Origin of the sequence: Thalassospira sp. HJ, assembly GCF_000948415.1 — a bacterium.
GTDB lineage: Bacteria > Pseudomonadota > Alphaproteobacteria > Rhodospirillales > Thalassospiraceae > Thalassospira.
The window spans coordinates 135,577-160,861 of sequence record NZ_JYII01000003.1 but is presented as its reverse complement, the minus strand read 5'-3'; the positions used below and the strand labels follow the sequence as shown (position 1 = coordinate 160,861).

General features: G+C 55.5%; 21 protein-coding genes. 14 read left to right on the top strand and 7 right to left on the bottom strand.

Going from position 1 to position 25,285, the window contains the following annotated elements; genetic code table 11:
* Positions 1-112: 112 nt before the first annotated feature.
* Together UF64_RS01425 and moaD are read left to right on the top strand one after the other, a co-directional pair.
* Positions 113-1,057, top strand: coding sequence for a LysR family transcriptional regulator (locus tag UF64_RS01425; RefSeq protein ID WP_235284926.1), 945 nt, complete (start codon positions 113-115; stop codon positions 1,055-1,057).
* Between the two features lie 85 nt (positions 1,058-1,142).
* Entirely contained in the window at positions 1,143-1,394 is a 252-nt protein-coding gene (moaD, locus tag UF64_RS01420) for a molybdopterin converting factor subunit 1 (protein ID WP_044826829.1), read from the top strand.
* Positions 1,395-1,474: 80 nt separating this feature from the next.
* Here the strand turns inward: moaD and choV are convergent, their stop codons facing one another.
* From choV to UF64_RS01405, 3 genes are all read right to left on the bottom strand, one after another.
* The gene (gene choV / locus UF64_RS01415; RefSeq protein ID WP_044826906.1) at positions 1,475-2,671 is read right to left on the bottom strand and encodes a choline ABC transporter ATP-binding protein; all 1,197 of its coding nucleotides are present in this window, start codon (positions 2,669-2,671) and stop codon (positions 1,475-1,477) included.
* A gap of 2 nt (positions 2,672-2,673) precedes the next feature.
* On the bottom strand, positions 2,674-3,522 hold the full coding sequence (gene choW / locus UF64_RS01410) for a choline ABC transporter permease subunit (protein WP_044826828.1): 849 nt from the start codon (positions 3,520-3,522) through the stop codon (positions 2,674-2,676).
* Positions 3,523-3,623: 101 nt separating this feature from the next.
* Positions 3,624-4,583 carry a choline ABC transporter substrate-binding protein gene (locus tag UF64_RS01405; RefSeq protein ID WP_044826827.1) on the bottom strand — a complete coding sequence of 320 codons (960 nt, stop codon included), beginning with the start codon at positions 4,581-4,583 and terminating at the stop codon, positions 3,624-3,626.
* A 387-nt stretch (positions 4,584-4,970) separates the two neighbouring features.
* On the opposite strand from UF64_RS01405, the gene betI reads away from it, so the two are divergent.
* The 5 genes from betI (at position 4,971) to UF64_RS01380 (ending at position 12,148) form a co-directional block, all read left to right on the top strand.
* Positions 4,971-5,561: a transcriptional regulator BetI gene (gene betI / locus UF64_RS01400; protein WP_044826826.1), complete on the top strand. Its 591-nt coding sequence runs from the start codon at positions 4,971-4,973 to the stop codon at positions 5,559-5,561.
* A gap of 65 nt (positions 5,562-5,626) precedes the next feature.
* The gene (betB, locus tag UF64_RS01395) at positions 5,627-7,084 is read left to right on the top strand and encodes a betaine-aldehyde dehydrogenase (protein WP_044826825.1); all 1,458 of its coding nucleotides are present in this window, start codon (positions 5,627-5,629) and stop codon (positions 7,082-7,084) included.
* 73 nt (positions 7,085-7,157) lie between these two features.
* On the top strand, positions 7,158-8,843 hold the full coding sequence (gene betA, locus UF64_RS01390) for a choline dehydrogenase (RefSeq protein ID WP_044826824.1): 1,686 nt from the start codon (positions 7,158-7,160) through the stop codon (positions 8,841-8,843).
* Positions 8,844-9,003: 160 nt separating this feature from the next.
* The gene (locus tag UF64_RS01385) at positions 9,004-10,596 is read left to right on the top strand and encodes an L-serine ammonia-lyase, iron-sulfur-dependent, subunit alpha (RefSeq protein ID WP_044826823.1); all 1,593 of its coding nucleotides are present in this window, start codon (positions 9,004-9,006) and stop codon (positions 10,594-10,596) included.
* A 235-nt stretch (positions 10,597-10,831) separates the two neighbouring features.
* Positions 10,832-12,148 carry an FAD-binding oxidoreductase gene (locus UF64_RS01380; protein ID WP_044826822.1) on the top strand — a complete coding sequence of 439 codons (1,317 nt, stop codon included), beginning with the start codon at positions 10,832-10,834 and terminating at the stop codon, positions 12,146-12,148.
* A 20-nt stretch (positions 12,149-12,168) separates the two neighbouring features.
* Here the strand turns inward: UF64_RS01380 and UF64_RS01375 are convergent, their stop codons facing one another.
* The 4 genes from UF64_RS01375 to UF64_RS01355 form a co-directional block, all read right to left on the bottom strand.
* Complete coding sequence (locus UF64_RS01375) at positions 12,169-12,915, bottom strand: cysteine hydrolase family protein (RefSeq protein WP_082049417.1); 747 nt, start codon at positions 12,913-12,915, stop codon at positions 12,169-12,171.
* Positions 12,916-13,259: 344 nt separating this feature from the next.
* Complete coding sequence (locus tag UF64_RS01365) at positions 13,260-13,745, bottom strand: group III truncated hemoglobin (RefSeq protein WP_044826820.1); 486 nt, start codon at positions 13,743-13,745, stop codon at positions 13,260-13,262.
* Positions 13,746-13,865: 120 nt separating this feature from the next.
* Entirely contained in the window at positions 13,866-15,215 is a 1,350-nt protein-coding gene (locus UF64_RS01360) for an FAD-binding oxidoreductase (RefSeq protein ID WP_044826819.1), read from the bottom strand.
* A gap of 160 nt (positions 15,216-15,375) precedes the next feature.
* Complete coding sequence (locus tag UF64_RS01355) at positions 15,376-16,746, bottom strand: aspartate aminotransferase family protein (protein WP_044826818.1); 1,371 nt, start codon at positions 16,744-16,746, stop codon at positions 15,376-15,378.
* A gap of 305 nt (positions 16,747-17,051) precedes the next feature.
* Here UF64_RS01355 and UF64_RS01350 point away from each other — a divergent pair, with 305 nt between their 5' ends.
* The 7 genes from UF64_RS01350 to pgi all read left to right on the top strand — a co-directional run bounded on the left by UF64_RS01350 (position 17,052) and on the right by pgi (position 25,280).
* Positions 17,052-18,434 (top strand): glutamine synthetase family protein, encoded by a 1,383-nt coding sequence (locus UF64_RS01350; protein WP_052657399.1) that lies wholly within the window; start codon positions 17,052-17,054, stop codon positions 18,432-18,434.
* Positions 18,435-18,475: 41 nt separating this feature from the next.
* Positions 18,476-19,024, top strand: a complete 549-nt coding sequence (locus UF64_RS01345; protein WP_044826816.1) for a cupin domain-containing protein — start codon at positions 18,476-18,478, stop codon at positions 19,022-19,024.
* Between the two features lie 94 nt (positions 19,025-19,118).
* Positions 19,119-20,624, top strand: a complete 1,506-nt coding sequence (locus tag UF64_RS01340; RefSeq protein ID WP_044826815.1) for an aldehyde dehydrogenase — start codon at positions 19,119-19,121, stop codon at positions 20,622-20,624.
* Between the two features lie 71 nt (positions 20,625-20,695).
* Positions 20,696-21,667 carry an agmatinase gene (gene speB, locus UF64_RS01335; protein WP_044826814.1) on the top strand — a complete coding sequence of 324 codons (972 nt, stop codon included), beginning with the start codon at positions 20,696-20,698 and terminating at the stop codon, positions 21,665-21,667.
* A 122-nt stretch (positions 21,668-21,789) separates the two neighbouring features.
* On the top strand, positions 21,790-22,389 hold the full coding sequence (locus tag UF64_RS01330) for a tyrosine phosphatase family protein (RefSeq protein WP_044826813.1): 600 nt from the start codon (positions 21,790-21,792) through the stop codon (positions 22,387-22,389).
* A 131-nt stretch (positions 22,390-22,520) separates the two neighbouring features.
* Positions 22,521-23,480: a PfkB family carbohydrate kinase gene (locus UF64_RS01325; RefSeq protein ID WP_044826812.1), complete on the top strand. Its 960-nt coding sequence runs from the start codon at positions 22,521-22,523 to the stop codon at positions 23,478-23,480.
* A 153-nt stretch (positions 23,481-23,633) separates the two neighbouring features.
* Positions 23,634-25,280 carry a glucose-6-phosphate isomerase gene (gene pgi, locus UF64_RS01320; protein ID WP_044826904.1) on the top strand — a complete coding sequence of 549 codons (1,647 nt, stop codon included), beginning with the start codon at positions 23,634-23,636 and terminating at the stop codon, positions 25,278-25,280.
* Positions 25,281-25,285 lie beyond the last annotated feature (5 nt).

The window sequence follows — 25,285 nt, the reverse complement described above, 5'->3', positions numbered from 1 at the left end:
TTTGTTGGAGGCATTCCAACCCAGACTTGCACATAGCGCAAATAGATAAGTAGAATGAATCTCATAGCCAATAACTATGTGCATTGTCGGAAATGGCGGAAAGGTAAGGGGAATGAACGAGTTAATGCGTCGGCAGTTCGACTGGAACCTGCTGCATACCTTCACCGTTATTGTCGAAGAACGCTCGATCACCGGGGCGGCAAACCGCTTGTTGCTGCGCCAGCCGAGTGTCAGTAACGCGCTTAAACGGCTCGAAGATCAGATTGGCGCACGCCTGATTGACCGTGAACGCGGCCGGTTCGAAGTCACCGAACAGGGATTGGCGCTTTATCACGAATGCCGCGAAATATGCGGTGCCATCCGGCGCTTGTCCGATGTGATGTCTGACAGCGGCAATCAGTTGACCGGGCATTTGCACATGTGGCTGGCCAGTCACGTTGTCTTTCCGCCACTTGATGATGCGCTTTTTGAATTCAATCGCGCCCACCCGGAAGTCACCTATGAAATCGATGTCGCGACCTCGGTCAATGTCGTGGATCAGGTCCTGTCGCAACAGGCAAGCTTTGGCATCTGTCTGGTCAAGGAACGCCATCCAAGGCTGGAATATCGACGTCTGTATCGCGAACATTTCGGCTTTTTCTGCGGCCCGACCCATCACCTCTTTGGCAAAAAGGATCTGACACTGGCCGATTTACGCAGCGAAGCCTTTGTTTCGTTCGCGACCGACCAACTGACCGACGCACTCGCCCCGGTGGCGGTCCTGCGTGCACAGGAAGGCATGAAGGGCAAGGTCGTCGCCGTCAGTCCGCACCTTGAAGAAGTCCGGCGTCTGATCAATGCGGGGCTTGGCATTGGGCCGTTGCCGATCCATGTCGTGCAAAGTGCAACTGATCGCGGGCAACTCTGGCGTCTGCCGCCCTATATCGAGCCGCCAGCGATTGATATCTACCTTGTCACCAACCCGCGCATGTCACTCAGCCGGGCGGAGCGGTTCTTTATCGAAAACCTGACCGCGCGCCTTGATGCAGCGCCGGATGGCTATTTTGTTTATCCATAATGCGCGTTCACACGATTGAGACTTGCCTGCCGAGCGCGTCTGCGCAAGCATGCGGACAAATTGAAGTTTGCTGTCAGGATTTGAGATGAAGCTGATCTATTTTTCGTGGGTCAAGGACCGCATCGGTACCGCGGAAGAAACCGTTGAGTTGCCGGAATCTGTTAAAACGGTTGCCGATCTGCTGGCATGGCTGCCAGGCCGTGGGGCGAACTTCGCCAACGCGCTCGCCGATCCCGCAATCATCCGTGTTGCGGTGGATCAGGAATACGCCACCCCCGAAACAGACGTGACCAAGGCCACCGAAATCGCTCTGTTCCCGCCAGTAACGGGTGGCTAAGTATCACGCTATTGCCAGATAAAACAAAGGCGGCCCCGATCAGGGCCGCCTTTTTATTGTCGATCTCGATAACCTGACAATCAATCCGCCGCCGAAGACGTCTGTGTCAGACTGTCAAAGAACTCCTTACGGCCGAGCGTGCCGGACACCTTGCCATCACGGGTCAGGATTACCGGGTTCTGTGTGACGGACCGCATTTCAATCAGATCCTTCAGCAGCACATCATCCTGTGCAACAAAGACGATCGAGTTATCGGTTGCGCCCAGCGCGTCGGGCAGGGTGCCGTCATAATTGATCAGCTTGAGCTCGCCGCGTTCGCCGTTATTGGCCGACTGCACCACGCCATCCTGCAAAGTGACGCGGATATTGGCGTCCTCCAGAAGGAACTCGGTGGTGCCGGATTTCTGGCTGCTGTCCAGGCGATGCATGATCGCCCGACCGCGCAGGATGTTGACCGGGTTCATGTGGGCGACAAAGTCGGCGACATAATCATTTGCCGGGCGCAGCGCGATGTCTTCGGGCGTGCCGTGCTGCACGACATAACCGCCTTCCATAATGGCAATCGAATTGCCAAGTTTCATGGCTTCATCAAGATCATGGCTGACAAACAGGATGGTCTTGTTGAGCTTTTCCTGAAGGTCAAGCAGCTCGTCTTGCAGACGGTTGCGGATCAGCGGGTCAAGGGCCGAGAACGGCTCATCCATCAGAAGGATCGGCGCATCAGTGGCAAAGGCACGCGCCAGCCCGACGCGCTGTTGCATGCCGCCTGAAAGTTCATGGGCGTATTTGTTCGCCCATTTATCCAAGCCGACAAGGGCCAGCTTTTCACGCACGATCTCGCGGCGTTCTGACTGACCCATACCGCCCAGCTCAAGGCCAAAACCGACATTGTCTTCAACCGTGCGCCAGGGGAACAGGCCAAATTGCTGGAAGACCATGGCGACACTTTTGCGACGCAGGTTGCGAAGGGTTGCGGAATCACAGGTCGTGACATCGACCATGTCATCCCCGGCCCGCACGCGAAGCGATCCGCGCGACACGGCATTCAGCCCATTCACACAACGCAAAAGCGATGACTTGCCAGACCCCGAAAGGCCCATCAGGACGCAAATTTCGCCTTCCGGGACGTTAAAGCTGACATCGGCAACACCAAGAACATTGTTTGTGGCAGCCGCGATTTCTTCGCGGGTTTTACCTTCGTCTAGCAGTTTTAAGGATTCTGCCTGACGGTTGCCAAAGATCACGTCGATATTATCGAATTCAACAGCATTGCTCATGATCACTGCCCCGACTTTTCTTTGTGGTCACGACGGCAAATGCGATCAAGCACGATGGCCAAAATCACAATCGCAAGACCGGCTTCGAACCCTTGCGCGACATTCACGGTATTAAGCGCGCGCACAACCGGCTTACCAAGGCCATCTGCCCCGACAAGGGCTGCAATAACCACCATCGACAGTGACAACATGATGCATTGCGTCAGTCCCGCCATGATCGATGGCATGGCCGATGGCAGCTCAACCTTGAACAGCAACTGGCGTGGTGTGCAACCAAAGCTTTCACCGGCTTCCAGAAGCGCCTTTGGCGTGTTGGAAATACCAAGATGGGTCAGGCGGATCGGGGCAGCGATGGCAAAGATCACGGTCGAAATAAGACCGGGCACTACACCAAGCCCAAACAGGATCAGGGTCGGGATCAGATACACAAATGTCGGGATCGTCTGCATCAGATCAAGGATCGGGCGCATTGCCTGATGCAGCCACGGGCGGTGGGCGGATGCCACGCCAAGCGGCACACCGATCAACATGCAAAACAGCGTCGCATAAAGGACGAGCGCCAGCGTCTCCATGGTTTCTTCCCAGTAGCCAAGATTGACCACCAGCAAAAGCGACAGCACCGTAAAGGCTGTCAGTTTCCATGATTTGTGCAAAACAGCGGCAAGCACCCCGAAGACCGCAATAATCAGAAGGGCAGGCAGCCACACCAGAAAATCGATGGTGTTTTCGATAATGAATTCAAGAACATCCGAAACGGTATAGAAAACGAAATCGGCATGTTCGTTCAGCGCATCCATCAAGGACGATATCCATTGTCCCAGCGGAATCTTCGTTTCCGTGAGCCATTCCATGCGAAAATATCCGTTCAATGAGAATTAAGAAGAATACATCCGATGCGCCCGCAGCGGCAAAAAGCCAACTGCGGGCGCATCGGTAAAATCAATCGCGGTGCTTAAAGACCAAGACCGGATTTCAGCGCTGCCTTGGCATCGCCACCGTCAAAGGTGGTCACGCCATCAAGCCATGCATAAGCTGCATCCGGGTTGGCTTTAAGCCATGCAGTTGCTGCTTCGGCCGGGTCGGTGCCTTCGTTCAGGATCGCGTCCATGATTTCGTTTTCCATGGCGAGGCTGAATTCAAGGTTGGTAACGAATTTGCTGGCATTCGGGCATTCGTCGGTGTAACCGGCACGCAGGTTGGTATGAACGGTGGCACCGCCGAAGTTCGGGCCAAACACGTCATCGCCACCATCAAGATAGGCCATGTCGTATTTCGCGTTCATCGGGTGCGGTTCCCAACCCAAGAAGACGATGAACTGATCGCGCGAGGATTTGCGCTTTACCTCGGCCAGCATGCCCTGTTCGGAGGACTCAACGAGTTCAAACTCGCCAAGGCCGAACTGGTTGCCATCGATCATGTCCTGGATCAGACGGTTGCCATCGTTGCCCGGCTCAATACCATAGATCTCGCCATCAAGTTCGTCCTTGAATTTGGCGATATCGGCAAAGTCCTTGAGGCCCGCGTCAAATGCAGCCTTGGTCACAGCCAAGGTGTATTTCGCACCTTCAAGGTTCGCACCGGTCGAAACAACTGTGCCCTTGTCGAGATAGGGCTGAATGTCAGCAGCCATGGTCGGCATCCAGTTGCCCAGGAAGACGTCAACGTCGCCATTGGCAAGGCTGGTATAGGTGACCGGAACCGACAGAAGTTCGGTTTCAGCCGTGTAGCCGAGTGATTCAAGGATCACCGATGCGGTTGCCGTAGTGGCCGTGATGTCGGTCCAGCCAACATCAGAGAAGGTCACGGTTTTGCAGGCATCGCTATCGGCTGCTTTGGCACCTGCTGCACCCAGAAGGGTGGTTGCAATAATGGTGCTGCCAAGAAGGCGGCCGAACGTGGAAAGATTGGTCATGCTTCTGGTTCTCCCTTGTATAAACCTGATGTGACTGCTGACCGGATTGCGCCGGTCAGCAGAATACGCTCGGTTCCGGAGGCCAGACGAACATCAACGCAACAAACATGTCGCCAACACTCGCCCAGAGCCATCAACCACGTTCCCCCGAACGTGATGAATGGGCCGGAATAATCACAAAAACAGCCGAATGGCCGCGCAGCAAAGGTTCTTAGCCCTGAGAAACGCGCCGCTCATGTCGGCGTGTTTTTATTGATTGATTGTTCAATTAAATTACAGCATATTCTGGTTACGTCAATTGCGAAGGATTAAAAACTGCGTCTTATGCTGTTGCTCCGGCGTTAAACCCTTCTAAAGCCTTCGCAACGCAGAGGATTGGATGAGTTAATGCCCAAAGTTGGTATGCAGCCTGTACGCCGCAGGCAGTTGATCGACGCGACCATTGAAACCATTCATAGCCACGGATTCGCCGATACGACAATCGCCCGTATCTCGAAAACCGCCGGGATGTCGTCTGGGATTATCTCGCATTATTTTGGTGGCAAGAACGCGTTGCTCGAAGCAACCATGCGCTCGCTCATGCAGGATTTGCGCAACGATTATCTGGTGCGTCTGGCAACTGCCAAAACGCCGATTGATCGTCTTGAAGCCATCATCAATACCAACTTCAACGAAGAACAGTTCACCCCGCAGGTGACGGTGGCCTGGCTGTCCTTCTGGGCGCAGGTGCCGTTTTCTGATGCACTGCGTCGCCTGAACAATATCTATTTTCAGCGACTGGCTTCAAACCTTCGCCATGAACTGCGCCAGCTCACGACCGAAGAATGCGCCGATGATATTTCGGCTGCGATCGCAGCCATGGTTGACGGGATCTGGGTGCGTACCGGCCTGTCACGCGGCAAAGCCGATATTGGCGGGGCGCGCAAAATGGTGCTGGGCACCTTGCGGCTGTATCTGGCGAACTCGCCAGCCCGTTAAATGCAATCGACCCATAGAAACGTTCAAGGCTGCCGACCAAACGTGCAGCCAGCAGGAGTTTTAAGATGAGCCTTTATCAAATCCAGAATTTCATCAACGGCAAGAAGACCCAAGGATCGGGCGCGGAAATGGTAACGCTGAACCCCGCGACCAACACGGTTCTCGCCAAGGGCAATGAAAGTACTGCTTCTGATGTTGATGCCGCGGTCAAGGCTGCGCGCGCAGGGTTTGAAATCTGGAAAAACACCCCGGCTGCCGAACGCGCACGGGTGCTGTTCAAGGCTGCCCAGATCCTGCGGGGTCGCAATGATGAACTCGCACTGGTTGAAACCCGCGACACGGGTCGTGCCATTCAGGAAACCGAAATTGTCGATGTGATTTCCGGTGTTGAATGCCTTGAATATTTCGCCGGTGTCGCCGGAAGTCTTGCGGGCGAGCATATCGATCTTGCAGGCAACTTTGCCTATACCCGCCGCGAAGCGGTTGGCGTTTGTGGTGCCATTGGTGCGTGGAACTACCCGATCCAGATCGCCTGCTGGAAGGCTGCACCGGCTTTGGCATGTGGCAACGCGGTTGTCTACAAACCGTCTGAAACGACCCCGCTTTCCGCGATTGCGGTGGCAGAGGCGCTTCAGGAAGCCGGTCTTCCCGATGGTGTTTACAACGTCGTGCAGGGTGCGCGCGAATGCGGTGCATCGCTGGTCGAGCATCCCGGTGTTGACAAGATTTCGCTGACCGGATCGGCCGCGACCGGTGCCAAGGTGGCATCCGTTGCTGCTGGCGGCATGAAGGCCGTCACCATGGAGCTTGGCGGCAAATCGCCGATGATCGTGTTTGAGGATGCAGATCTTGATAACGCCGTATCCGGTGCGCAGATGGCGAACTTCTATTCATCGGGTCAGATCTGCTCGAACGGGACGCGTGTGTTTGTGCATGAAAGCGTTGCCGACGCCTTCATCGAAAAACTGATCGCGCGTTCCAAGGACCTTGTTCTGGGCGATCCGGAAAAGCCTGAAATCCAGGTTGGTCCGATCGTCACCAAGGCACAGTATGAACAGGTCATGTCCTATATCGAAAAGGGCAAGGCAGAGGGGGCGAAATGCGTCCTTGGCGGCCATGCTGTGACGGATGGAATGCCGGAAGGCGGGCTGTTTGTTGCCCCGACCGTCTTTACCGAATGCACCGATGACATGACCATCGTGCGTGAGGAAATCTTTGGTCCGGTGATGTCTGTCCTGACCTTTAGCGACGAAGACGAAGTCATCAAGCGCGCCAACGATACCGAATACGGTCTGGCCGCGGGTGTTTTCACCAAGGATCTGTCGCGCGGCCATCGCGTTGTTGCGCGGCTTGAGGCCGGCACCTGCTGGATCAATACCTATAACATTACCCCGATCGAGATGCCGTTTGGTGGTGTCAAGAAATCGGGCGTTGGCCGCGAAAACGGCCGTGCGGCGATTGAATATTATACCCGCATCAAATCCGTTTATGTCGAAACCGGCGATGTCGAAGCCCCTTATTAAGGGGTTTTGACCAACGACAATCGCCAACCACTCACCGGCTGCCCACACAGCACGACCAAACAAGGGATCAGAAATGACGACCCCAACGACCACTGAAAATTATGATTACGTGATTGTCGGATCCGGTTCGGCAGGGGCTGTGCTTGCCAACCGACTGACCGAAGACCCTGAAGTGAAGGTACTGGTTGTCGAAGCCGGACCGAAGGATCACTGGTGGGACTGGCGTATCCATATGCCGACCGCGCTGTCCTATCCGATGCAGTCGGAAACCTATAACTGGGCCTATTGGACAACGCCGCAGCCCAACCTCAATAACCGCCGCATGGAAACCCCGCGCGGGCGCGTTTATGGCGGTTCCAGCTCGATCAACGGCATGGCCTATGTGCGTGGTCACGCCCTTGATTACAATCGCTGGGCCGAAGAAGACGCAGCGCTCAAGGAATGGGACTATGCGCGTTGCCTGCCGTATTTCCGTCGTGCTGATACGCGCAACGAAGACACGGATGGTGACGAGTATCACGGTGGGGATGGCCCGCTGCATGTGACCACCGGGGCGTGTCAGAACGACCTGCACAAGGCATGGATCAAGGCAGGCCAGCAGGCCGGCTATGAATTCACCCCCGACCAGAATGGCTATCGCCAGGAAGGTCTCGGGACCATGGACATGACGGTCTATAAGGGTCGCCGCTGGTCAACCGCGCGCGCTTATCTCCATCCGGCGATGAAGCGTCCGAACCTGACCGTTTACCATAATGCATTGGCGCAACGTGTTGTTTTCGAAGGAAAACGTGCGATTGGTCTCGACTTCACCCATCAGGGTGAAAACAAACGCGCCGTTGTTGATCGCGAAGTGATTATCTCGGCCGGTTCGATCAACTCGCCGAAGCTCCTGATGCTGTCGGGCATCGGTCCGGCGGCGCACCTGCGTGAACATGGCATCGATGTTGTCCATGATCTGCCCGGTGTTGGTGAGAACCTTCAGGACCATCTGGAGCTTTATGTTCAGATGGAATGCACCAAACCAATCAGCCTCAACAGCAAGCTTGATTGGTGGAACAAGCTCAAGATCGGGGTTGAATGGTATCTGTTCAAAACCGGGCTGGGTGCGACCAACCATTTCGAGGCCGGTGGCTTCATCCGCTCGAAGGCGGGCGTGAAACATCCCGATCTGCAATATCACTTCATGCCGGCTGCGATTAACTATAACGGCTCCAAGGCCGCCGAAAAGGATGGCTTCCAGGCCCATGTTGGCCCGATGCGTTCCAAATCGCGCGGCACGGTGCGTCTGGCATCGGCCAATCCCAAGGATCGCCCGATCATCGATCCGAACTATATGAGCCACCCGGACGACTGGGAAGAAATGCGCGCGTCAGTCCGTCTGACCCGAGAAATCTTTGGTCAGGAAGCCTTTGCCGATCTCAGTGGTGGTGAAATTGCCCCGGGCAAGGACATCCAGACAGATGAGCAGATTGATGCCTGGGTCGCTGATCACGCCGAAAGTGCCTATCACCCGTCCTGCTCGTGCAAGATGGGCAGTGACGAGATGTCGGTGGTTGACGAGAAAACCCGTGTGCATGGCGTTGAGGGCCTGCGCGTGGTCGACAGTTCGATCATGCCGACCATCGTGACCGGCAACCTCAATGCACCGACCATTATGGTCGGTGAAAAGGCGGCTGACATCATTCGTGGCAAAACGCCGCTGGCACCGTCGAATGCACCCTATTTCGTGCATCCCGAATGGGAAACCAAACAGCGTTAAGGCCTGCCATTTCAAATGGTCTGATGATTTCCCCGGTCTGTCTTTTGATGGATCGGGGATTTTTGATTCTGGTGATTGCATTCGACCGGCGGGAAGGGGATGATCATGGCATATTGTATGCAAATCCCGCGACATACAGCGCCCAACAAAAAGTGCCGCCATGCAAGAAATCAGTCTGCTTAATTCCGTCATCGGTCCCGTGATGCGTGGGCCGTCCAGTTCGCATTGTGCCGCCCCCTATATGATGGCAAAGCTCGTGCGCGAGCTTTCCTGTGCCAATGGCGAAACCCTGAAAAATGCAGTCATCCGCTTTGACCCGCGCGGCTCTTTCGCGCCGGTTTATGCGGCACAAAGCTCGGATGAAAACTTTGCCGCAGGGCTTGCAGGGGCGAAGCTGACCGATGCGGATTATCGTGACATTCTGGGACGGGTAGAGCGCGGGGAGGGTTTCCGGTTTGCCGTCGAAGTAACCGAACTTGAAAACAACAACCACCCCAACCGTGTTGATCTGGAACTCGGCGTTGTCACCGCCGATGGCACGGATCGCAAAGACCTGTATACAGGTGCCTCGGTCGGCGGCGGGATGTATTACATCGACAGTCGCAATGGCGAACGCTTGTTCTTGACCGGCAAGACCGCGACCGTTTTTGTATGGGGTCCGGCGGCGGTGGCAGGGGCCGATGCGTTGGCAGCTGAGCTGGCGGCGGGCGAAAACAGCCTGCTGGGTGTTTCGGTCGAACCCGATCATGAGCGGGTCGAAATCGCGCTACAGGCTTTGCCGAATGCCGAACTTCTGGCTGCACTTCGTAACCGCGCCGGGATCACCGATGTGCGCTTTGCTGACGCATCACAATATCCGGTCTGTGCCACAGATGATCTGTTTTCGCAAAGTGCCGACGTAATTGCCGTTGCCGACGACGCCGAAGGTGGATCCATTGCCAATGCTGCATTGACATTGGAGGCCAAGCGCCTTGGCCTGTCACGCGATGCCACCCGGGCGCTATTTCGCGAACGCTGCGAACTGATGCTGCGCGTCGTGGCTGAGGGGTTTGATGCCAAGCCTGAAGACAACGTCATGCGCTTCCTGACGCTGCGTGCGCGCAACGTGCGTGATGCCAACCTGCCTGCCGGTCTTGGTGGTTCGGTCTTGCAGGATGCGATGGCCGGTGCGTTGTCTGCCATGGAACGCGATAGTAACCGTGGTCTTGTGTGCGCGGCCCCAACGGCGGGCAGTGCCGGTGTTGTTCCGGGCACGCTTTATGGTCTGATCCGCCATGGTATTGATCTTGATGGGGCGACGGATGCGCTGCAAACCATGGCGCTGATCGGGGCGGTATTTGCTGCACGCGGGACGTTTGCGGCGGAATGTGGTGGGTGTTCGGTGGAAACCGGGGCGTCTGCCGCAATGGCGGCCGCCGGGGTGGCGCAGGCCTATGGCGGTACGCCCAAGCAATGCTTTGATGCGGCCAGCATGTGTCTGATGAACACGCTTGGGCTTGTCTGTGACCCGGTGGGCGGGGATGTCGAAATCCCGTGTCATGCGCGCAATGTGGCGGGGGTGTCGCACGCCTTTTCATCCGCGATGGCGGTACTGGCCGGATTTGATGCGGTGCTGGAATATGACGAGCTGGTCGATCAGACCGTCAAGATCGGCAACATGATGCATCCTGACCTGCGCTGTACGGCGCGTGGGGGCTGTGCTGCGACCAAAACCGCCCTTCATATGGTCGAAGCGGTCAGCCAAAAGCCATAAGACTCTGATTTTAAAAGTGCTACAGTGCGAAATCCTCAGAATTCCGTTCCGCAGGTATCGCGCTTTGTCGACGACTTCACGCAATCCTTTGGCTTTGGCTTGGATGGTTTTGGCATAATCGGCGAAAAGCTGTTTCACGGCCGGAAAAACGGCAGTTTTTCCTTGATAGGCAAGCCGGATTGGGCAGGATAGCCCTCATCCAATCGCCACTGATCACCAAATATGAGGGTTCCTCATGTTCACCCCGAACTTGCTGACCGCCAATGACCGGCCAGGCCACTATCCTGATTCCTATTATGCCGCGACGGCAAATGCGACCGATGCATTCGCCAAGCTTGAGGGGGATCAGACCTGCGACATTGTGGTTGTCGGCGGCGGCTTTACCGGGCTGTCATCGGCACTTCATCTGGCAGAGCGCGGCTATGACGTCATCCTGCTTGAAGCCCATCGGATCGGCTGGGGCGCATCGGGTCGCAATGGCGGACAGGTCGGGTCCGGCCAGCGTCGTGAACAGGATGAACTTGAAAAGATGGTCGGGCGCGGTGATGCGCACAAACTCTGGAATATCGCCGAAGAGTCCAAGGACATCGTCAAGGCCCTGATTGCAAAGCATGACATCAAATGCGACTGGAAACCGGGCATCCTGCATGCCGATCACCGCGCGCGCTTTGTCGAACATACCCATGCCTACGCCGAAAAGCTTCAGACCGAATATGGCTATGAAGATATCCGTTCCGTTGACCGCGCTGAGATGCGCGAGATGGTCGGGACCGAGTTCTATCACGGCGGGTCGCTTGATATGGGGGCGGGGCATTTGCATCCGCTTAACTTCGCACTTGGCTTGGCCGATGCGGCCCGCGCAGCCGGGGCACGCATTTTCGAAGGCGCGGTTGTCACCGGTTATGAAAATCAGGGCGGCAAAGTCACGGTCAAAACCGCGAATGGTGGGGTGGTGACGGCCAACAAGATGATCCTTGGCTGCAATGGCTATCTGGATGCGCTGGAAGATCGGGTGGCGAAACGCGTCATGCCGATCAACAATTTCGTCATTGCCACCGAACCGCTGGGCGATGATCTGGCGCGCGAACTGATCCGCGATGATGTTGCAGTCGCAGACTCAAAGTTTGTCATCAACTATTACCGGCTAAGTGCCGATAAACGCATGCTGTTTGGCGGCGGGGAGACTTATGGCTATACCTTCCCGCGTGACATCAAGGCGTTTGTTTCGCCGCATATGCTGGAAGTCTATCCGCAGCTCAAAGACGTGAAAATTGATTACGGCTGGGGCGGGACGCTTGCGATCACCATGAACCGCATGCCGTTCTTTGCCAAGGTCGATGACAACACCTTCACCGCGACCGGCTATTCCGGTCACGGGGTGGCGATGGCGACCCTTGCCGGGCAGATCATGGCTGATGCGGTTGTCGGCACCATGGAACGCTTTGACGTCATGGCCAATATCAAAACGCCGGTCTTCCCGGGTGGAAAGATGTTGCGCTTCCCGATGCTGGTCGCCGCCATGCTGTGGTATTCGATCCGCGACAAGCTTTAAGACGACGATGCAGCCGCGATTTACGCTGTGTCGCGGCTGCGATTTTCGGTCTCGCGCTCTCGTTCGCGTTCATCAGCGCGATCAGAATTTTCGTCATTGTCGGCTGTCGGTGTCGAGACACCCAAACCGTCAGACGCACCGCCTGCGGTCAGCTTGGATTTGGTTTTCTTCCAGCTGTTGGGTTTGAGTGCGAGTGTCGTCGCATCGCTAAACGATACCTCGTAGCCACGGTTAAGGGCGGCCTGCATGGTCGCCTTGACACAGTAATCCCCGTCCAGGCCAACAATGATCAGTTTGCCAACCTTCTGGCGATCCAGCACGCGGTCAAGCTCCGGCTCGCTAAAGCCGTCGGCGCGGGATTTGACGATATCATGGTCGATATCACCATTGACGCGGGCATCAAGGTCAAGCCCCTTGGATTTCGGGTTGCCACGGCCTTTATTCAAAAGCTTCATCAGGAAGTTCATATACCAGCCACGGAAGGTTTGGCGGATCGAAATCACCGGCGATCCGTTGGCATTGGCGGTTTGAACAAGATCATTGATCGCTGCAATCAGCTTTTCGACCATATCAGGGGCATAGGCATTCTTGCCGGTTGCGTTGGTGAAATCCTCTTGCAGGTCAACAATCAGAAGCGCGCTATTGGGGCGTTCTGACAGATTGATCTTTTTGCCCTTGCTTGGGGTCAGATGATGGCGATGGCCATAAATCGTGTAGGCGATAACGCCAATCAGCAAAATGACAATAAGAGTGATCACTGACCACATGTCCGGTATCTCCGTTTCGTCGTCTCAAGTCTCGTCGAAAATGTCGGGAACAACCGGACTGAAAAACGTATTGCTGGCACCGTGCCGCACGCGCTGCGCCACCCGAACCATCAAGGGTCGGGGTGGTTGGCCAGATAGCTCCGATTGTTTGAATGCCGGGTGCCATATTGTGGCGCGTCCTTCGGACGTCGCGATCAGATCTGTATCTTCGCAGTGTTCCAGCATTCCCCATAACCAAATGAAATCGCAATCGATTCAATTTGTCAATGTAACTGACAAAAGGCTTCGCAACCCTTAATCCGGGCGGCGTGGTTAAATAGCCTTGATGACGTAACGTTCGGGGATCAGTTTGGTTCCCAGCTTGATACCGGATCGTATCGTTCGCCCTTTGACAGGATCACGCCATTATGGGCGGCAATGCCGATTTCAAAGCTCGACGCAATGCGAAGCGCGCGTTCCATGAAATGCTTGGCGGCCGGTTCATCGCAATATTCCGACAGCGTCTGCGCAAATAGCTGCAGCCAGCGGTCAAAATGATGACGCGTGATTTTAAGCGGCAAATGCTTTTGCATCGGGCGGCCGTCATAGTGCCCGGTGGCAAGCGCCACCGATGACCAGAACATCACCATGCGATCAAGATGATGGTCCCAGTTCTCGACCTTTTCCTCAAACACCGGGCCAAGAAGTTCGTCATCACGCACCTTGGCGTAAAAGCCATGCACGATGTTTTTGATCATGTCCGTATCAATGCCGGTATCTTCCTTGATACGGCGCGTTGCGATTTCGCGGCGTTCCTTGATTTCGGCAAGGGTTGGCTGTTTCTCGGACATGATTTTTGGCCTGTTCTGCGCATCAACTGGAATTGCTTTAATTCATAAAGCGAACCCGGGACATGACATATGTCACTTTATCACCGAACGCAAACAGATCACCGAAACGAACCGGGCTGATCAGGCAAACCGGTCGTGCAGGCCGTAATAACGATAGCCGATTGAACGAGCCACGCGGCGCAATGCCGGCATCGGGAATTTACCCATTGGTGTGGTCATCACAGCCCCGATATCCTCATCATCACTGATGCCCAGCATGCGTTCGGCCAGAAGCTTGCCACCCAGGCTTGCCATCGCAACCCCGTTGCCATGCCAGGCAAGGGCCGTCCAGACATCATGATGGCCCGGAACCCTTCCGATAAAAGGCCGCCAGCTTTGTGACAGGCAGGCAAGCCCGTTCCAGTGATGGGTAAAGGCGACATCAGCCCAGGCCGGGAACATGCGTTTGAAGTTATCAAGAAGGTCACGTTTGCCCGCCGCAAAGGCCTTGGGCGTTGCGGTAATGCCGCCGCGTCCCCCAAACAGGAAACGATTGTCGGGAAGCTTGCGGAAATAATGCAGCAGAATGCGGCTATCAAACGCCATCAGATCGCTCGTCCAGCCCTGATTGGCCAGTTCTTCCTCGCGGAGTGGGCGGGTAATCAGGATACCGGAAAAGACCGGCATCAGGCGCCCGCCAATCCAGTCAGGCAGGTTTTCCGCGCTATAGCCATTGGTGGCGATGACGATCTTGTTGGCACTGATCCGGGTGTTGCCGGCATGCAGACGATAGATATCGCCATCTTCCTCGAACCGTTCGATGGTGGCCTGTTCGAATATCCGAACACCGGCGCGCACGCATTGTTCATGCAGGCCGGCGACATATTTCATCGGGTTGATGCCAAAGCCCGCTTTGACATGCAATCCGCCAAAGGTTTCGGCGGCATGCAGCCCGCGTTCATGCAATGCATCACGATCGAGAAACTCGGTCTTGATGTTGGTGAAATGGGCGAGTTCCTCGGCTTCGTGCTTAAGCTCTGCCACCCGGTTGGGTTTATGGGCCAGAACCACTTCGCCGTTCGAATGGCGGTCGGCGTCAATGTTCCAGGAACTCAGGCGCTGCTCAACCAGATTTATGGCATCGCGCTGATGGCGGGCGAACTGTTTGACCGCATCATCGCCAAAAGTTTTTGCCAGTTGGCCAAATCCCTTGCCGCTGCCACCCATGCAGCAAAATCCACCATTGCGCCCAGACGCACCCCAGCCGGATCGACCGGTATCAAATACCGCAACATCCGCACCATTTTTTGCCAGTTCCAATGCTGCTGACAGGCCGCAATAGCCACCACCGATGATGGCGATGTCGGCTTTAAGCTGACCTTCTTCGGGCAGGGTTTCACAGGCGGGAAGGGGCGATGCGCTTTCGACCCAATAGCTGTCAGGCAGGGTGTCTGTGCGATAGGCGGCGGGCTGATAAATGCGTTTTAGCATGGTGGGCTCTTTTGGGTGTCTGGGTGTTCGGGGCTTATGTAAGTTGCCTGTGGGGCAGGCATGATGTGGGTGGGGCGTTCAGTGGGACTTTATAACCGAAATACCCGGCGATGATAGCTCATGCCGGGTATTTGGTTAAGCGATTGTAATCAGGTGTTGATTACATTTTGCCGAGTTTTTTCGCGGTCTCGTCAAAGGCGGCACGCGCACGTTTGATCAGCTCGTCGATTTCTTCCTTGGTGATGCAAAGCGGCGGGGACAGAACCATGCGATCACCACATGCGCGCATGATCACGCCATTGGCAACGCAGGCATCACGGCACATGGTGCCAACGGTTCCCGGCTTGTCGAAACCTTTGCGGGTTTTCTTGTCATCGACCAGCGGCATGCCGGCAATCAGGCCAATCGTTTCAACCGCACCGACCAGCGGATGGTCTTCAAGGGTTTTAAGCGCCTTGGCAAAATAAGGTGCGATCTCGTCCTTGACGCGTTCGACCATTTTTTCTTCGCGCATGATGCGGATGTTTTCAAGGGCCACGGCCGCACAGGCTGGATGACCGGAATAGGTGAAGCCATGGGTGAATTCACCGCATTCATTGATCAGAACGTCGGCCACCCGATCACCAACCATGACAGCTGAAATCGGCAGATAACCCGAAGACATGCCCTTTGCCATCGGCATCAGGTCCGGCTTGATGCCAAAGGTGTCGCTGCCGAACCATTCGCCGGTACGGCCAAAGCCGCAAATGACTTCATCAGCAATCAGCAGAATGTCGTATTTCTTACAGATACGTTGAATTTCCGGCCAGTAGGTCGACGGCGGAATGATCACGCCACCAGCACCCTGGATCGGTTCACCGATAAAGGCACCAACGCGGTCTGCACCGATTTCCTCGATCTTTTCTTCAAGCTTGCGCGCCGCGATCAGACCGAATTCTTCCGGGGTATGATCGCCACCTTCGCCATACCAGTAAGGCTGGTCGATATGAACGATGTCGCGCACCAGCGCACCGCCCTGCGAATGCATGCCCGACATCCCGCCAAGCGACGCACCGGCAACGGTGGAGCCGTGATAGGCGTTCTTGCGGCTGATGATGTGGGTGCGTTCCGGTTTACCCTTAAGGTTCCAGTACTGATGAACCATACGGACAACCGTGTCGTTCGCTTCCGAGCCGGAGTTGGCATAGAACACGTGGTTCAGGCCTTCTGTCGTGATTTCGGCAAGAACCTTGGAAAGCTCGATCGCCGGGGTGTTCGCGCACTGGAAGAAGTTGTTGTAATAGGGCAGTTCAAGCATCTGCTTATAGGCAGCTTCGGCCAGTTCCTTGCGGCCATAGCCGATATTCACGCACCAAAGGCCAGCCATGCCATCGAGATAGCGCTTGCCGTTGGAATCCTCGATAAAGACGCCTTCGGCACGTGTGATGACGCGGGTCCCACGATTGTTCAGATCCGCCGTATCGGTGAACGGATGGATGTGGTGGGCCTGATCAATGTCCTGCCAATAGGCAGTTTTGTCGAAATTATTCATAACGTCTCCTGGCAGCGGGGCTGCTCTGCTTTCGTGCGATATGTTGAACATCTGGCGTTAGTGTTCGTTTTTTTGAACACCTTTGCAAGAGGATTCTTCGACTATCTTTTTGAGGAGTTCAAGGTTGGTTTTTGTTATCTGGCGGTTGATATGGATCGCTCTGCACGGACGTTACGACGGCGCTCCAGAAAATTGTGCGTTGCACGATTTGCACGATATATCGAACGAAGGGGCTTGACCGAGGCAATCCGGCGCGGCACGATGCCAGCTGATTAAGAATAGGCCTTTTCTGGGAGTATATGACGATGAACAAGTCGTTCGTCGAAGACAGTAGGGCAGATGCCCAACGTTTCTTTGAAGAAAATCCGGATGTCGAACTTGTTGAGTTGCTCATTCCCGACATTAACGGCGTGTTTCGCGGCAAGCGAATCAGCAAACAGAAATTCCTTAAAAGCTTTACCGAGGGTGTAACCCTGCCGGGCTCCATGTGCCTGGTGGATATTACCGGTGATAACCCCGAAGGTACGGGCCTTCTTTGGTCGAGCGGTGACCAGGACAATCTGGCAAAACCGATCCCGGGAACCCTGTGCCGTGTGCCTTATGGTGAATTGCCGTTGGCTCAGGTGATGATGAGCCTGCACAACCTTGATGGCACCCGCTTCTTTGCCGATCCGCGCAATGTCTTGCAAGGCGTCGTTGATCGCATGGCCGCAGACGGTTTTTATCCGACAGTGGCACTTGAGCTTGAATTTTATCTTGCCGATCAGAATGAAAAAACCGCCGAACCGTTGCCGCCGCAGCCGTTGGGTGGCGGGATCGCATCTGATGGTGTGCAGGTTTATGGCCTGCAACAGATCGAGGATTTTGAAAAAGTTCTGCATGATGCGGTTGCCGAACTTAACCGTCAGGGCATTCCGGCCGATACCATCGTTGCCGAAGCGGGCCCGGGGCAGTTTGAAATCAACCTTGGTCACGTGACCGACCCGATGCTGGCTGCTGATCACGCCATGCAGCTCAAGCGCGTGGTCAAGGGTATTGCCTGGGATCACGGTGTGACCGCGACCTTCATGGCAAAGCCTTATTCCGATCAGGCGGGCAATGGCCTGCATATCCATGTGTCGCTACGTGATGAGAACGATAACAACGTTCTGTCACCGGTTGGCGGCGAGGAAGTCTCGGACAATCTGCGCTTTGCGATTGGTGGCCTGCAGGAAAGCATGTTTGAAAGCATGGCGATCTTTGCACCCAACCCGAACTCCTTCCGCCGGTTCCAGAACAAGGCCTATGCGCCGATGTCGCCGAACTGGGGTTTGAATAACCGCACCGTGGCCCTTCGTATTCCGGCAGGCAGCCCGAAGGCTGCGCGTGTTGAACACCGTGTGTCGGGGGCAGATGCCAACCCGTATCTGGTGCTGGCATGTGTTTTGGCCGGGATGCATTACGGCCTTAAGAACAAGCTTGATCCGGGTGAGCCGACGGTTGGTAACGGCTATGAGCAGCATGGTGGCAAGATCGTCCCGCGCAGCATGATTTCTGCCCTCGACCGGTTTGTCGAAGGCGATATCGTCAAAGACTATCTTGGCGAACGTTTTGTCGAGGTTTTTGATATCTGCCGTCGTGCCGAATATGACGAATTCTTCGCTGAGGTGACTCAGCTTGAATATCGCTGGTATCTCGACGCGGTCTAACCAAACAAAACAAGAATAAGTTCAATAGGGAAAAGACGGGAATGTCGCAAAAGGTAGGGGATCGTCTGAAGGCGGTGCGCAGCATGTACGGGCTGTCGCAACGTGAACTGGCACGCCGTGCCGGGGTGACAAACAGCACGATCTCGACGATTGAACAGAACCGGGTCAGCCCGTCTGTTGATAGTCTGGCAAAGGTTCTGGCCGGCATTCCCATGAGCCTGATTGATTTCTTCACCATCGATCTCGATACCGGTGAAGAAATCTTTTTCAGGAAAGAAGACCTTGTTGAACTTTCTGATGGGACGATGTCGATGCGTCTTGTCGGGGCATCGCGCAAGGACCGTAACCTGCGCGTTCTGCATGAAACATACCCCGCGGGCGGGGATACCGGTGACAACCTGATTGTCCAGAAGGGCGAGGAAGCCGGTGTTGTTGTCCGTGGCAAGCTTGAAGTCACCGTCGGTGAACGGGTCAAGGTGCTTGGTCCCGGCGATGCCTATTACTTCAATGCGGAAATTCCGCATCGTTTTCGAAATGTCGGTGACGGGGAATGTGAAGTCGTCAGTGCGGCGACGCCTCCGTCATATTGATGACAGATCGTTTGGGCAGGGTGCCTGTAAGGCTGCCCTGCGCCACAATCATTCTTGAAGATATCCAAACGCGCCATCCGTCAGGAGACTTGCGATGACCAATCCGATGAATTTTGAACAGTTGACCGCACAGGCCAAAGCCCTTGATTTCCGCAACAAGGCCTTCATCAACGGTGCCTATGTTGATGCGGCCTCGGGCAAGACATTTGATTGCATCAGCCCGCGTGACGGATCGGTCCTGACCAAGGTTGCCGAATGCGACGTCGAAGACGTCAACCGCGCGGTGGCTTCTGCGCGTGCCGTGTTTGAAAAGGGCAGCTGGTCGGAAGCCGCCCCTGCAAAACGCAAGGCGATCCTGCTGCATTTTGCCGACCTGCTTGAAAAGAACGCGGCTGAACTGGCTTTGCTTGAAAGCCTTGATATGGGCAAGCCGATCACGCTTGCAGCGCGCGATGACATCCCGCTGTCTTACAAATGCATTCGCTGGTACGCCGAGGCGATCGACAAGATCTATGACGAAATCTCCCCGGCGGGTCCGAATGAAATCGGCATGATCACCCGTGAACCACTTGGCGTTGTCGCCGCTGTTGTGCCATGGAACTTCCCGCTGATGATGGCGGTCTGGAAACTTGGCCCGGCACTGGCGATGGGGAACTCCATCATCCTTAAGCCTGCGGAACAATCACCGCTGACCGCTCTTCGTGTTGCGGAAATTGCAGTTGAGGCAGGGCTTCCGGAAGGTGTTCTGAACGTTGTTCCGGGCTTTGGTCCGACGGCGGGCAAGGCGCTTGGCCTGCATGAAGATGTTGATTGCGTAACATTCACTGGCTCTGGCGAAGTCGGCAAGCTGTTCTTGCAATATTCCGGTCAGTCGAACATGAAGCGCGTCTGGCTTGAATGCGGTGGCAAAAGCCCGAACATCGTTCTGGCCGATTGCCCGGATATGGATGCAGCAGCAGCGGCTGCTGCGGGTGGTATCTTCTATAACCAGGGTGAGGTCTGTACGGCTGGTTCGCGTCTGATTGTCGAAGAAAGCATCAAGGACGAATTCATCGAAAAAGTCATTGCGGCTGGTGCGAAAATGCAGCCGGGCGATCCACTTGATCCGCAAAGCCAGATGGGCGCGATTGTTGATGAAAGCCAGATGAACCGCGTTCTTGGCTATATCGAAAAGGGCTCCAGCGAAGGCGGCGTTCTGCGCACTGGTGGCAAGCGGGTTCGCACCGAATCTGGTGGCTATTATGTCGAGCCGACCGTCTTTGATGGCATCAAGAACGACATGACGATCGCCAAGGAAGAAATCTTTGGCCCGGTACTGTCGGTTATTTCGGTCAAGGACTGGAAAGAAGCTGTTCAGACCGCAAATGATACGCCATATGGTCTGGCAGCCGCCGTCTGGACGAGCGATATCAACAAGGCACATCTGACCGCAAAGAAACTGCGTTCGGGTCTTGTCTGGGTCAATTGCTGGGACGGTGGATCGATCACCATGCCGTTTGGCGGTTACAAACAGTCCGGCACCGGACGTGACCGTTCCTTGCATGCGCTGGACAAATATTGTGAAGTCAAATCAACCTGGATTGCACTTGGCAACGGTTGAGGGGCCAGTTCCTGTTGACTGCTGATGGGCAGCGTCCGGGAACGGGACAAGGAATTGGGAAGGATTACGACATGAGCAGCACCGGGGTCATTGATACCAAGGGTGGTGATAACGCCTTCACGGCAAAATCCGTGCATCAAAACACCAGCGAGCCGATGTATTCCGGTGCGCTGTCGTTTATGCGTCGCCGTTATTCCCGTGATCTGAACGGGATTGATGTTGCGGTGACCGGCATTCCCTATGATCTGGCGACCTCAAGCCGCCCGGGCACGCGTCTTGGCCCGCAAGGTGTGCGTCGTGCATCGACCAACCTTGCATGGGCGCCGCATTTCCCGTCCGGTCGCGATATCTTTGCCGAGATGGCCGTGATTGATTATGGCGACATGGTCATTGATCCGGGCCATCCGGAAAAGCTGCCGGAAATGATCGAGGATCACGCACGTGATATCGTTCAGTCCGGTGCGAAAATGCTGACGATTGGCGGTGATCACTTCATCACCTATCCGATCCTGAAAGCCCATGCCGAAAAGTACGGCGATGGCATTTCGCTGATCCAGTTTGATGCCCATTCCGATACCTGGGAAGATGACGGTGATCGTATCGATCATGGCACCATGTTCTGGCATGCCGCCAAAAAGGGCATCGTCAATCCGTCGAAATCCATTCAGGTCGGCATTCGCACCCACAATGAATCCACCCACGGGTTCAACATCCTGTATGGCCCGGACGTTCAGTCGATGTCGATTGATGCCATTGTTGAAAAGATCAAGGCCACCGTGGGTGACAACCCGGCCTACATCACCTTTGACATTGATGGCCTTGATCCATGCTACGCACCGGGAACCGGCACGCCGGTTCTGGGCGGCTTGACCAGCCATCAGGCTGTCTCGATCCTGCGTGGTCTTGCCGGGCATGTGAACCTGATCGGCAGTGACGTGGTTGAAGTTTCCCCGCCCTATGATGTTTCGGACATCACATCGCTTGCCGGTGCGACCATGGCGTGGGAAATGCTGAACATTCATGCGGTTAACCGCGCAAAGTAATCTGCGATTTCAAATCGAAAATCTTTGGGGCCGGTATCATTTAACGATACCGGCCCTTGTTTTTTCATTTTCCTGTGCTTTGATACCGCCAGAAAAAGAAACGAAGACAGGAAACCAAGAAAATGAAACCAATCGCAATTTCGCGCCTGACCATCTGTGGCATCGACGAGCTGCCCACCCATCGCAGCCATGGTGTCACCCATGTCCTGTCTGTGCTTGATCCCGAACGCGAAGACCCGACCATCTTTGGCAATTATGCCCCGCATGAACGCACCATTTTGCGCTTCCATGACGTGATTGAAGACAAGGAAGGTCGCCCGGCCCCGACCAAGGCCGATGTCGAAGGCATCCTTGCTTACGGCGAAACCCTGATCGAAAGCCGTGCGGATCGCCGCGATGGGCATTTGCTGGTGCATTGCCATATGGGTGTCTCACGCTCGACCGCAGCCATGATCACGCTGATGGCGCAGTGCGAACCCGATCGTGACGAAGACAGCATCTTTACCACCATTCGCGAAATGCGCCCGATCGCCTGGCCGAACTCGGTCATGATCGCCTTTGCCGATGAATTGCTGGGCCGTGAAGGCCGTCTGACCGCAGCCCTTCATCGCCACTACGCAATTCAGCTTGAGCGCGATGCGATGTTCGAACGCTGGATGACGGAACTGGAACGCGTGCGCGAGATCGAATTTGGCCGTGCGCTTGGCAAGCAAACTGCGTGATGGTTCTTGCGCACGCAATTGATCGGGTTTTGGTTTGCGTGCGCAATTGAATCGATTTAAAAGGCGGTGGGTCCCACAGACCACATAATATCAGTCCGCCAATTTGCGGACTTTCCGAACGGAGAAACGTCATGACAGCCAAAGCTGTTTGTCTTGGGGAACTGCTGATTGATTTTGTTCCGACGGTGACCGGAACCGGTCTTGCCGATGCCCCGGCCTTTGCCAAGGCCGCCGGCGGTGCGCCGGGAAATGCGGCTGTGTGCCTGCAGCGTCTTGGAATTGAAACCGGCTTTATCGGTAAACTCGGCGATGATTCCTTTGGCCATTTTCTGGTCGATACGCTTAAGGCCGATGATGTCGATACGTCGGGCATTGTGCTCACCAAAGAAGCGTTGACCGGGCTTGCCTTTGTCTCGCTGCGCGCAGACGGTGAACGTGAATTTTCCTTCTATCGCAGCCCGTCAGCCGACATGTTGCTCAGCATTGCTGATCTTGATCAGGACATGCTGAAATCAACCGATCTGTTCCATTACGGAACGCTCTGCATGATCGATGATGACCCGCGTGCTGCAACGCTTGAGGCGATCAAGATCGCGCGCGAAAACGGGGCGATCATTTCCTGTGATCCGAACCTGCGCCTGCCGCTTTGGCCAAGCGAAGAAAAGGCCCGGGAAATCCTGCGCCTTGCGATCAGTCAGGCCGATGTCGTCAAGATGTCGGACGAGGAAATCACCTTTGTCTCGGGCAAGGACGACCTTGAAGAAGGCATCAAGGATCTGTGGTGTGATCAGTGGCGTGCGATGATTGTGACCTATGGTCCCAAGGGATCGCGCTATATCACGCCGAACTTCGATGGCTTTGTGCCGTCCTTTGAAATCACCGCGGTCGATGCGACCGGGGCAGGGGATGGCTGCACCGCTGGCTTCCTGTCGCGCTTGCTAAACGATCCGGAACTTCTTGGTTCCGAGGACAAGCTTGCGGCAGCGTGCCGCTTTGCCAACGCGGTTGGGGCGATCACGGCAACCAAGCGCGGGGCGATCAACGCATTGCCGACCGAAAAAGAAGTCGAAGACTTTCTTTCGGCGCGCTAAGCCGCTAGGAATAGGAGTGTCGCGGCATCAGGACCCCATATCCATAGCCCGCGACATTCCGCAAACTGTCCCACACATGGTTTGAAACGCGTGCTAGGCTTTGTGCCATAGCACCGTATTGTTATGAATGAATTTGAATGGGCCGAGGGTGGTATGTCTGCTGATAAAATGACTGCAAGTTGGGAAAAACTCGATCAACTGGGCGCGGAGGTTTCCGAAAAACTCAACCTGCGTCAGGCCTTCGCCGACGATCCTGCCCGGTTTGAACGCTATAGTGCTGCCCTCAATGACCTGTTTGTCGATTATTCCAAAAACCTGATCACCGATGACGTGATGTCGGCTCTGGTGGATCTTGCCAAGGCGGCCAATGTCGAAGACTGGCGTGATCGGATGTTTGCCGGTGATCGGATCAATGTCACCGAAAACCGCGCTGTGCTGCACACCGCCCTTCGTAACCTTGATGGTGGCCCGGTCGAGGTCGATGGCGAAGATGTTATGCCCGCCGTCAAGGAAGTGCTCGGCCGTCTCAAGGACTTTGCTACCCGCGTACATTCCGGCGAATGGAAGGGCCATACCGGCAAGAAAATCACCGATGTCGTCAATATCGGTATTGGCGGCTCCGACCTTGGCCCGGTGATGGTCAATGAAGCACTTCGTCCGTACCACATTGATGGCATTCGCTGCCATTTCGTGTCCAACGTTGATGGCGCGCATATTGTCGATACGCTGAAGTTCCTCGATGCGGAAACAACCCTTTTCATCATCGCATCGAAGACCTTCACGACCGACGAGACGCTGACCAACGCCTATTCGGCGCGCGATTGGCTGGTTGGTATGCTGAAAGACGAAGCTGCCGTCGCCAAGCATTTCGTTGCGGTTTCAACCGCACTCGACAAGGTCGCGGCATTTGGCATTGATACCGACAATGCGTTTGGTTTCTGGGACTGGGTTGGCGGTCGTTACAGCCTGTGGTCGGCGATTGGGCTGCCGATCATTCTCGCCGTCGGGTATGACAAGTTCGAAGAATTGCTGCGCGGTGCGCAGTCGATGGATAACCACTTCAAAACCGCACCGATTGAAACCAATATTCCAATGATCCTTGGTTTGATCGGCGTTTGGTATCGCAATGTGCTGGGCGCATCGAGCCAGGCGATCCTGCCTTATGATCAGCATCTGTCGCGTCTTCCGGCCTATCTGCAGCAGGCCGATATGGAAAGTAACGGCAAGTCGGTTACCCGGGATGGCAAACCGATTGCCTATGAAACCGGCCCGATCATCTGGGGCGAGCCCGGCACAAACGGCCAGCACGCGTTCTATCAGCTGATCCATCAGGGCACCGAACTGATCCCGGTTGATTTCATTGTCGCTGCCAATGCGCTGCATCCGTTGGCCAACCATCATGACAAGCTTGTCTCAAACTGCCTGGCGCAGGCCGAAGCATTGATGCGTGGCAAGACAGAGGCCGAAGTCCGTGAAGAGTTTTCAGGCAGCGATCTGAGCCCGGCCGAGATCGATGTGCTCGCACCGCAAAAGGTGTTTGATGGCAACAAGCCCAGCACCATGATCCTCTATAAGCAGCTTGATCCATTCACCCTTGGCCGCCTGGTCGCGATGTATGAACATAAAATCTTTGTTCAGGGCATCATCTGGAACGTCAATTCCTATGACCAGTGGGGGGTAGAGCTTGGCAAACAGCTTGCCAAGGAACTGCTTCCCATGGTTGAGGGCAAGGAAGACGCAGGATCCCGCGATGCATCGACCGCGGGCCTGATCAAACGCCTGCATGCCTTGCGCGGCTAGGGCCG